General features: G+C 67.2%; 8 protein-coding genes and 1 pseudogene. 1 reads left to right on the top strand and 8 read right to left on the bottom strand.

Features of this window, described 5'->3' with window-relative positions:
* The 5 genes from GX543_RS09320 to murA all read right to left on the bottom strand — a co-directional run.
* On the bottom strand, positions 1-1,462 hold a 1,462-nt coding region (locus GX543_RS09320; RefSeq protein WP_290851510.1), incomplete at its 3' end, for a VWA domain-containing protein.
* A complete protein-coding gene (locus GX543_RS09315; RefSeq protein WP_290851509.1) occupies positions 1,459-2,523 on the bottom strand; it encodes a MoxR family ATPase in 1,065 nt (354 codons plus the stop codon). The genes GX543_RS09320 and GX543_RS09315, both read right to left, overlap by 4 nt.
* A 5-nt stretch (positions 2,524-2,528) precedes the next feature.
* On the bottom strand, positions 2,529-3,800 hold the full coding sequence (gene mdo, locus GX543_RS09310; RefSeq protein WP_290851508.1) for an NDMA-dependent methanol dehydrogenase: 1,272 nt from the start codon (positions 3,798-3,800) through the stop codon (positions 2,529-2,531).
* Between the two features lie 160 nt (positions 3,801-3,960).
* Positions 3,961-4,605 (bottom strand): TMEM175 family protein, encoded by a 645-nt coding sequence (locus GX543_RS09305; protein ID WP_290851507.1) that lies wholly within the window; start codon positions 4,603-4,605, stop codon positions 3,961-3,963.
* A 97-nt stretch (positions 4,606-4,702) separates the two neighbouring features.
* Entirely contained in the window at positions 4,703-5,956 is a 1,254-nt protein-coding gene (murA, locus tag GX543_RS09300) for a UDP-N-acetylglucosamine 1-carboxyvinyltransferase (protein ID WP_290851506.1), read from the bottom strand.
* Positions 5,957-5,994: 38 nt separating this feature from the next.
* Between murA and GX543_RS09295 the strand changes: the two genes are divergently transcribed.
* Positions 5,995-6,594: a cob(I)yrinic acid a,c-diamide adenosyltransferase gene (locus GX543_RS09295; protein WP_290851505.1), complete on the top strand. Its 600-nt coding sequence runs from the start codon at positions 5,995-5,997 to the stop codon at positions 6,592-6,594.
* Positions 6,595-6,603: 9 nt separating this feature from the next.
* Here the strand turns inward: GX543_RS09295 and GX543_RS09290 are convergent, their stop codons facing one another.
* The 3 genes and pseudogenes from GX543_RS09290 to GX543_RS09280 all read right to left on the bottom strand — a co-directional run.
* Entirely contained in the window at positions 6,604-7,044 is a 441-nt protein-coding gene (locus GX543_RS09290; RefSeq protein WP_290851512.1) for a DUF2550 domain-containing protein, read from the bottom strand.
* Between the two features lie 235 nt (positions 7,045-7,279).
* Positions 7,280-7,657, bottom strand: coding sequence for an ATP synthase F1 subunit epsilon (atpC, locus tag GX543_RS09285; protein ID WP_290851504.1), 378 nt, complete (start codon positions 7,655-7,657; stop codon positions 7,280-7,282).
* Between the two features lie 9 nt (positions 7,658-7,666).
* Positions 7,667-8,107, bottom strand: a pseudogene (locus GX543_RS09280) (F0F1 ATP synthase subunit beta); the annotation flags it as partial.

Raw genomic sequence — 8,107 nt, 5'->3', positions numbered from 1 at the left:
TTTGGCCCCAATAACGAGACGGCTCCGGGGTCAGCCAGGCAACGCGATAGGCCCGTCGCGCGAGGTCTGCGAACAGGTCGACCCGCGGGTCGAAGGCATTGCTCCGAGCGTCGCCGACCACCAGCACACTGGTGCGGCGCGACACCAGATCGCCGAAGTTGTCGAGCGTCTCCGACCACACCATGCCGTAGTCGCTCGTGGCGGCCAAGTCGAGCCCGTCGGCGGCGAGAACCGCCGCCAGCGCGTCGTCGGCCGACGCCGCACGCAGTGCCGAGGTCACGAGCACCGGCCGGTCGACGAAGGCGATCACCTCGCAGCGATCACCGAAGCGATGCAGGGTCTGCGCCAGCCGGAGGATGAACCCCGCAACGGGACGCACGGAGAGCGAGACGTCGACCATCACGAGCATCCGTACGGGGCCCGGAACAGCTCTCCGCCGCCACAGCTCCACGGGAACGCCGTCGGTCGCGACGGCCGCGCGCATCGTCGCTCGCATGTCGAGCCGCCCGGAGTCGGTCAGTCGCGGCACCCGGCGGGGCGCGCCGCGCATCCGCTGGACGAGGCGGTGACAGGCGCGATCGATGTCGGCCTGATCACGATGGGTGCGAGAGTTGCGGTCGTCGCCTGCGCCTGCCACCACGCTCGCCTCAGCCGCCGCACTCGCCAACCGATGCGACAGCGCTTCGACGAACTTCGACAGGGCCTCCTGCAGCGACTCGCGCTGGCGTTCGTTGAGCGACACGCCGTCGTCCAGCCCTTCGGCCTCGTACGCCATCCGTCCGTCGGTGGCTCCGAGGGCGCGCAGCAGACCCGCGGCGTCGGACAGCGACAACGAGCCGCTCTCGACGCGCGCCCCGGTTCCGACGAGCTCGCCGACCTCCGCTGCCGCCGCGTGGTCGACATCGATCGTGTACGTGGCACCGCTGCTGACATTCGACGAGTCGGTCGCCACCTGCAGTTCCTCGGCACCGGAGGAGACCGAGAAGTCGTCGTCCTCGCGGTGCGAGCTCTCACCCGTCCGTTCGGTTGCGTCGGGATCGTCGATCATCAGTTCGCCGATCTCCGACGTGTGCTCGTCGGCACCGATCATCCGGCCGGCACCGCTGAAGTCGTCATCCCAGTCGACGTCGTCCGGGAGATCGTTGACGACCGTGCGCACCGCCATCGGAGCCGCCTTCTCGTCCTCGTACTCGTTGAGCCCGAAGAAGACGTCGAAGGCCAGGTCGAAGAGCGACTGCTCGTGCGAGTACTTGACGCTGACGCACCGCAGCGCGACGCGGAGCAGTTCGAGGTCGCCTCCGCCGACGATCTGCATCGCGGTGCGGATCTCGATCACTTCCGCCGGTGACGCCGGGACCCCGAAGGCGCGCAGCGCACGGCCGAAGGCCACCGCGAGCCCGTCGAGGACACCCCTGACCCCGGCGTCGGTCGCGTCGATATCGCTTCTCGCCACGACGGTCATCGTCGCGCTCCGGCCCCCGCCCGCGAGCGAGCGGCGCCGAAGGCCGTCGCCGTCGACGACCCCGAGCTCTCGCCACGAGTCGGGGGCTTCGGGTCCAGGGCGCGCCGCACCTGGTCGAGATCGGTGCCGAACTTCACCAGCAGCGACATCAGTGCACCGTCGCCCGATGTGTCAAGGGATTCACCACGTTGCTTGAGCAGCGAGGCCGCACGTGCGGCGTCGATGACCTCGGCGATGGAGGGGCTCTTGCGCAACGGGAGGTCGCGCAATCGACGGGCGAGGTCGACGACGTCGGCGACCAGTTCGGTGGGCACCTCCGGGGCGCGCACCGAGACGATCTGCTGTTCGCGTTCAGCGTCGGGGTAATCGACCTGGAAGTGGAGGCAGCGACGCTTCAGCGCCGGCGAGAGCTCCCGGGTGTCGTTGGAGGTGAGGATCACCCACGGCGCCGACCGCGCGGTGAAGGTCCCCAGTTCGGGCACCGTCACCTGACGCTCGGCCAGCACCTCGAGCATCACCGCCTCCATCGCTTCGTCCGTCCGGTCGATCTCGTCGACCAGGAGGACCGTCGGCGCCTCGGAGACGATCGCCGACAACAGCGGTCGAGGTACCAGGAAGTCCTCGGTGTACACGCCGACCTCGGTCTGGGCGAGGGCCGACGACGCCGATGCCAGCGTCTCGTGGCCCGCGAGTTCTTCGCTGATGCGGTCGCGCAGCATCTGCACGTGAAGCAACTGCCTCGCATAGTCCCATTCGTAGAGGGCTCGGGAGTCGTCGAGACCCTCGTAGCACTGCAGTCGGATCAGCTCCCGATGCGACGCCGCGGCAAGTGCCTTGGCGAGTTCGGTCTTGCCGACGCCGGCCGGCCCCTCCAGCAGCAGCGGCCGATCGAGCAGCGTCGCCAGGTGCAGGACCACCGCGAGGTCGGGCTGGATCAGGTAGCCCTGCTCCGCCAGGGCCGCGGTCAGCGCGTCGACGGTGTCGAAACCGTCTGTCGGGCGCGGGTCTGCGGAGACGTCCCGCTCGGTGTCGGTGTCTGTGAAGAGGCCGGTCTCGGTCATCGGTATCAGTAGCTTCCGGTCATGGCGTGGCGAATCATCGGCAGTTGCGACTCGACGGTGCATTCACGCGGGTTGGCCGGGGTGCACCAGTCCTGCATCATGTGCTCGGAGATGGTGCGGACCATCTCGTCGGACGTGTCGATGCTGTCGCCGCGGCCCTCGTACTTGCCGGTGTTCATCCGGTTCTTCTGGTACGTGTCCGGGTGAACCGACCCGAAGTTGTCCGGGATGCCGAGGTCCTTCGACAGGCGGATGGCGGCGTCGACGGCGGCATCGGCGGCCTGGACGGTCGTCATGTTGCGGGTCTCGACGCCCAGCAGCGGGGCCATCTCGGCGAAGCGCTCGTAGCGAGCAGGCAAGTTGTACTCCCAGACACGCGGCAAGGCGATCGCGTTGTTCAGACCGTGGTGCAGGTCGAAGTAGGCGCTGATCGCGTGCGACATCGAGTGGATCTGCCCCAGGCCACCGGAGTTGAAGGCCTGAGCCGCGATGTACTGCGCGTGCATCATGCCGGTGCGCGCCTCGAGGTTGTGCGGGTCGTACACGGCCGTCGGCAGATGCTTGGCGATCAGCTCGATCGAGTACTTGGCGTTGCCCAACGACGGTGCGAAGTCCAGTCGCGAGACCCACGGCTCGCTGGCGTGGGCCAGGACGTCGAAGCCGCAGTAGGCGGTGAACTCCTGGGGGCACGAGTAGTACAGCAGCGGGTCGTCCATCGCGAGGTCGACGAGACAGGTGTCGTCGAAGGCCACCCACTTGTGCGGGTTGTCCATGTCCGAGGTGTCGGTGATGACGTATGCCCAGGAGGTCTCCGAACCCGTGCCCGCGGTGGTCGAGACCGCGATGTGCTTGGGGTTCTCCTTGTTGGTCGCCTTGGCGAAGCCCTCGAACTCATTGATGTTGCGACCGTCGTGGGCGATCACCATGCGGGCGCCCTTGGCGGCGTCGTGGCTGGAGCCGCCGCCCACCGAGATGATGCCGTCGCACTTCTCCGACTGGTAGCGCGCCGCCGCGTCCATGGCGTTGGTGTCCTTGGGGTTCGACTGGACCTCGTCGAACAGCACCACGTCGACGCCCTGGTACTCGATCTTGCCGACGAGTTCCTCGATGATGCCCGAGCCGCGAAGGCCCGTGGTCATGAGCAGAACGCGGGTCATGCCGAGTTCCTTGGCCTCGACACCGAGCATGTCGTGCGCACCGACGCCGAGCTTGGCCTTCGGGAACGGATGGAACTCCTTGATCGGGAAGTCCCAGATCTGATTCAGCTCGATTGCCATGAGAAGTACTCCTTCGGTGAGGTCGCGGCGCAGTGCGCTGCTTGGCTGTCCTCACTAGCGTGTGCCCCGTCACACAGCCCCGGCAAGAGTCCCTGACCCTGCGCGAGAGGGATGGGACCGGGAGTCCAGGTAACCGACCTGCCCGAACGGACAGGTCAGGTCACCGACGCTGCGACCACCGGCCGACGAGAGGAAGCAAGACCACCAACGACAGCCACGTGAGCTGCGCCATGGCCGGACCGGCAGCGTAGGCGATCGGGATCGATGCCACGAACACCGCGGGAGTCACGGCCGCATCGGCCAGCGCGGCGCGCAGCCCGCGGGCGTCGAGAGGTTCGCGCAGCAGACCGCGCCGCGCCGCGGTGAAGAACACCGCGGAATGGGCGATGGACGCGAGCGCGATGTTGACCGCGTACACGGCGGTCGGGAGAGACAACGCCGAGGTCGACGGATCGCTGATGCCCTGGGTCGTGAACGGAATCACGACGATGAGCGCGGTCGCGACGAGACTGACAACGGTCGTCGGAGCATCGAGTCCCGTGGTCGCCCGCAGACAGCGGACGCTGACCCGCCAGAACAGCGCGATGACCGCGAAGCTGAGGAAGAACCCCAGCAACTGGTCGAGGGCCCCGGACTCGACCAGCGCAGGCAGATCCCGCCAGGAGTCCGCGGGCACCGGATCGACGTTCGCGATCAGCAGCGTCGCGGCGAATCCGTAGATGGCGTCGAAGTACGAGAGACCGCGCCCGTACTCGGCGGATTCACTCGGGAAGTACGCCTCGCTCGGTCTGCGGTCGCCACTCATGTAACGAATGTAGTCCCGATGATCGTCTCAATCAGGCCGAATCCGACTGTCTACTCAAGCTCGGCATCAACCAGTTCGTCGGGACACTCGCGCCTCGTCAGGAAGCGCGCTCGATCGTGCCCCCGAGTGCGGTGAGCTGCTCTTCGAAGTTCGGATAGCCCCGATCGATGTGTTCGACGTCGTGCACCTCGGTGATGCCGTCCGCCACCAGACCGGCCAGCACCAGACCGACCCCCGCGCGAATGTCCGACGACCACACCGGTGCACTCGACAGCGTCTCCACGCCGCGAATCACCGCGTGGTGACCATCGGTCCGCGCATCCGCGCCGAGCCGGACCATCTCTTCGACGAACCGGAAGCGTGCCTCGAAGACGTTCTCGGTGATCATCGACATGCCCTCGGACACCGCAGCCAAACCGATGGCCATCGGCTGCATGTCGGTCGGATAACCCGGGTACGGCAGCGTCGCCGTGTTGACCGCGACCGGGCGCTCGGCCTGGATCACCCGGAAACCGTCGTCGAAACGCTGCACCTCGGCGCCGGCGTCCTCGAGCTTCTTCAGCACCAGTCGCAGATGGTCGGGATCAACGCCCCGCACACGGATGTCTCCGCGCGTCATGGCGGCCGCAACTCCCCAGGTGCCCGCGACGATCCGATCGCCGACCACGTGGTGGCGCGTGGGCACCAGGTGATCGACGCCCTCGACGGTCAGCGTCGGCGAACCGACGCCGTCGATCCGCGCACCCATCTGGATGAGCATGTCGCACAGGTCGATGATCTCCGGCTCCCGAGCCGCGTTGTCGATGGTCGTGACGCCGTCGGCGAGGACCGCCGCCATCAGAATGTTCTCCGTCGCGCCCACCGAGGGGAACTCCAGCGCCACCGCGGCTCCGGTCAGCTTCTCGGCCTCGGCGACCACGCACCCGTGCTCGATGGTGCTCTGCGCGCCGAGGGCCCGCAGGCCCGCCTGGTGCATGTCCAGGGGACGCGACCCGATCGCATCGCCCCCGGGCAGCGCCACCACCGCACGCAGTCGACGTGCCATCAGGGGCCCCAGGACGCACACCGACGCCCGAAACTGCTTCACCGCGTCGAAGTCCGCGTGGTACTCCGGTTCCGCGGGGACGTCGATGGTCACGACGTCGCCTTCGATCTGCACCTGCGCGCCGAGACCCCGCAGGACCTCCGCCATCAGGGGGACGTCGGCGATCTCCGGTGCATTGGTCAGCACCGTGCGCCCTTCCGCCAACAGCGCGGCTGCCATCAGCTTCAACACGCTGTTCTTCGCGCCGCCGACCGTCACCTCGCCGACCAGTCGCGCCCCGCCCGATACCAAGTAGCGATCACTCACGCCCAACAGCCTAACGGGGTCGAGTAACTTAGGCAGACATGGCAGTCCATATCACTCGCGTATACACCCGTACCGGCGACGACGGCACCACCGGCCTCTCCGACTTCTCCCGCGTTCCGAAGACCGACTCCCGCGTCGTGGCCTACGCCGACTGCGATGAGGCCAACGCGGTCATCGGCCTGGCTCTAACCTTGGGGGGCGAGGTACCCGAGGACATCGCAACGGTCCTCACCACCGTCCAGAACGACCTCTTCGACGCCGGCGCCGATCTCTCGACGCCGGTCGTGGAGAACCCGCAGTACCCGCCGTTGCGCATCCAGCCCGACTACATCGACGCTCTCGAGTCGTGGTGCGACTCCTTCGGCGAAGAACTGACTCCGCTCGATTCGTTCATCCTGCCCGGCGGGACTCCCCTGTCGGCGCTGCTCCACCAGGCCCGCACCGTCGTTCGCCGCGCCGAGCGCACCGCGTGGGCGGCGATCAACGAGAACCCCGACGACACCGAGGTGCTGGCCGCCAAGTACTTGAACCGGCTGTCGGATCTGCTGTTCATCTTGGGCCGCGTCGCGAATGTGCGTGCGGGCGTCGAGGACGTGAAGTGGGTTCCGGGCGCAGGACGACCGCGTCCGGAGAAGTAGCGAACCGAGTCAGGCCGCGGGGCGCCGCCGGGCGCGCCGCGGCGCTCGGGCCTCGATCCACGACTGGAACGCCGTGGCGACCTCCGGCGACATGCCGAGCTCGTATCGTCCGCCCTTACCGGTCCGGCCGATCGTCAGTTCCACGATCCCGAAGTCGGGATCCATGATCTCCAATTCGGTGCCCGCGGGCGCGCGGCGGCCGACGATCTCGATCCGCCTGCGCGACATGCTGACCGTCGGGCCCGGACGCAGCGAGCTGAGGCGGTAGTAGGCGAGTCCTTCGTCGCCGTAGTGGACCGAACCGTGCCGCCATCCCTGGTCGGCCTCGGCGGGCAAGGGACGCAACAACACGGGAGTGCCGGCACGCCGGACCTCCACCAGTCGATACATGACACCGGCCGCGATCAGCACGACGGCGATCACGACGGCGACGATCATCCACACCCACATCGGCACTACGACCAACCTCCTCACAAGCAGGTATACACCACTCTGCCAAGAAGGTTGCTTCGACAACAACCCGCTGAGACGCGGACGACAGTCCGCGGGTGAATCATCCTCCGCGACTACCCGGAGCAACTCGGACAAAGACCCCGCCCCAACGAAAGAACGAGAGCCGCCCTGCCAAGCAGGACGGCTCTCGTCTTCGTCAGATCAACTGCGTTCGATCAATCGCAGCGCCCGGTCAGCTCACAGCTTCCACTGCGCGGACGCGGGACTTGGCGCGGAGGTAGTCCGCGCTTCCCTGCTCAGCGGACTCCAGAGCGGCGCGCTCGGCGGCGACGTCGATCTCGGAGGCGAACTGCGCTGCCTCGGCCAGGACGGTGATGGACTCACCGGTGACGGACAGGAACCCGCCCTGCACCGCGATCGCCGTCTGTGTGCCCGAAGCCTCGGTCACCTTCACGAAGCCGCCGGGAGCGAGCTCGGCCAGCATCGGAGCGTGGCTCGCGAGGATGCCGAGTTCACCCACCGTCGTCTGCGCAACGATGAACGTGGCTTCGCCGGAGTACAACTCCGCGTCCGGCGAGACGACCTCGAGTCGGAAAGTCTTGTCAGCCATGACCAGCGACTACTTTCCGGTGATCTTCTTGGCAGCGGCCTCGACGTCGTCGAGTCCACCGCAGCTGTTGAACGCCTGCTCGGGCAGGTGATCGAACTCGCCCTTGCACACGCGGTCGAAGGCCTCGATGGTGTCGGTCAGCGGAACAACCGAACCCTTCTGGCCGGTGAACTTCTCGGCGACCAGGAAGTTCTGGCCGAGGAACTTCTGCAGACGACGGGCACGGTTGACCGTGACCTTGTCCTCTTCAGAGAGCTCATCCATACCGAGGATCGCGATGATGTCCTGCAGTTCCTTGTACTTCTGCAGGATGCGCTTGACCTCGTTGGCGACGCGGAAGTGCTCGTCACCGACGATCGAGGCCTCGAGGATGCGCGAGGTCGAGGTCAGCGGATCCACGGCCGGGTAGATACCCAGCTGCGAGATCGGGCGCGAGAGCTCGGTGGTCGC

The organism is Gordonia sp. (in: high G+C Gram-positive bacteria), assembly GCF_012515855.1.
Lineage (GTDB): Bacteria > Actinomycetota > Actinomycetes > Mycobacteriales > Mycobacteriaceae > Gordonia.
This window is presented reverse-complemented; position numbering and strand designations above follow the sequence as displayed.

What these genes read in the sequence shown, in the direction of transcription:
- GX543_RS09290 (WP_290851512.1), bottom strand. Translation starts at nt 7,044, where the DNA reads ATGTGGGTGTGGATGATCGTCGCCGTCGTGATCGCCGTCGTGCTGATC.
- GX543_RS09305 (WP_290851507.1), bottom strand. Translation starts at nt 4,605, where the DNA reads ATGAGTGGCGACCGCAGACCGAGCGAGGCGTACTTCCCGAGTGAATCC.
- mdo (WP_290851508.1), bottom strand. Translation starts at nt 3,800, where the DNA reads ATGGCAATCGAGCTGAATCAGATCTGGGACTTCCCGATCAAGGAGTTC.
- atpC (WP_290851504.1), bottom strand. Translation starts at nt 7,657, where the DNA reads ATGGCTGACAAGACTTTCCGACTCGAGGTCGTCTCGCCGGACGCGGAG.
- GX543_RS09315 (WP_290851509.1), bottom strand. Translation starts at nt 2,523, where the DNA reads ATGACCGAGACCGGCCTCTTCACAGACACCGACACCGAGCGGGACGTC.
- GX543_RS09295 (WP_290851505.1), top strand. Translation starts at nt 5,995, where the DNA reads ATGGCAGTCCATATCACTCGCGTATACACCCGTACCGGCGACGACGGC.